Origin of the sequence: Holdemanella porci (assembly GCF_019052655.1) — a bacterium.
GTDB classification, from domain to species: domain Bacteria; phylum Bacillota_I; class Bacilli_A; order Erysipelotrichales; family Erysipelotrichaceae; genus Holdemanella; species Holdemanella hominis.
Window position 1 is genome coordinate 1 of record NZ_JAHQVB010000127.1, and the last position, 1,545, is coordinate 1,545.

1 protein-coding gene is annotated in these 1,545 nt (G+C 32.2%); it reads left to right on the forward strand.

The annotated features are described in order from the left end of the window. Window positions 1–379: 379 nt before the first annotated feature. Window positions 380–1,545, forward strand: a 1,166-nt coding sequence (locus tag KTQ83_RS11720; protein ID WP_217256934.1) for an IS110 family RNA-guided transposase, incomplete at its 3' end; no start/stop codon positions are given.

The window sequence follows — 1,545 nt, forward strand, 5'->3', positions numbered from 1 at the left end:
TTTCGTATTATGAAACCAGGAAGAAAAGTATTCTGGTTAATATAGAATTGTATAATGTAGATGAACAGATCAAGAATCATTTCTATTGAAAGAGAATCAACTGTTTGTTTAGTTATTCATGGTATTCAAGTCAGGATATAATATTCCTGGCTTTTTCTTTTTGCAGGCATGTAATGAGAACAAAGTCTTAGAGAAGAAATGACGTAGCTCTTTTTAGACCTTTGAGTCAGTGAAAAAAAACGTCATTCTTCCTATTTCTGTTTATGAATAAGCTTATATCTAAAAAGACGGTAATTGAATCAAGTCAGTATGTAAAACGAAACAATATGGAGCAGAAATTTGGAAGTTATCTCTACTGTTTAATGAAAGGAAGTATTGTATGGAAAGTCCAATTGTAAGCATTGATGTTTCCAATGGAAACAGTCATTACATGTGTTTTATCAAGAACAATAAACGTTTTGGTAAAGTAAAGAAAATTGATCATGATATTGAAGGATTCAAAAGACTTCTAGAAGATATTCAGAAGCTGGAAGCTGAAACCAATGAAAAGGTATGTGCCGTATTTGAAGCAACCGGTGTTTATACAAAACCTTTAGAAAGATTTCTAAGTAAGAACAGTATAAAGACATATATAATCAATCCTTTAGAATCTGCCAGAAAGCGGAAAGAAGAAATACATAATAAGAAGACGGATAAGCTTGATCCAATATCTATTTCAAAAGTTTATTATGATAAAGAAGAAATGATGGAACTAACAAAGAAGGATGAAACACATAACTGGCTCAGGAAAAAGAATCGATTGTATGAAGATCAGTTGAATCATCTTAGAAAATACAAGGTTACATTTCAAAATCAGTTAAGCATCTGTTTTCCGGGATATCTTGATTTATTTAAGGATGGATACAGTGATATTCCAATGACAATCCTAAAGAAATATCCACATCCGGATTTATTGAAGAACAAGAAGGCTGAAACAGTTGCCAGATATCTTGAGAAAAATACATGTCATAATCATAAGGTATCTTTAGAATATGCATTAAAAATAATAGAATTTGCGAAAAAGACATATCCCGGATGTGAAAAGGATGATGTAGAAGTTGAAATATTTAAAATATTACTTGATAAGGTAATCGAAACACAGAGGGAATGTGAAAAAACATTGAATGAAATGATAACAGTTGCTTCTACTTTAGAAGAATATAGATATATCTCAAGCATTGATGGAATAGGGCCCAATCTTGCTGCAAGAATCATTGCAGAGATTGGAGATATAGAAGAATTTAAATCAAGAGAAGCACTTGTGGCATATGCAGGATTGGATCCGCATATATATCAGTCAGGAGACCAGGATGGAAAACATTTAAAGATATCCAAAAAAGGAAATAAATATCTAAGGTGTCTATTGTTTCTGGCTGTAGGATGTTCTATAAGAGGAGCTAAAGATAATCCAGTGAATCGATTCTATCAAAAGAAAAAGCAGCAATCGAACCCGCTAAATTCGAAAGCTGCCAAAACCGCATGTACCGCCAAACTGTTAAAAATAAT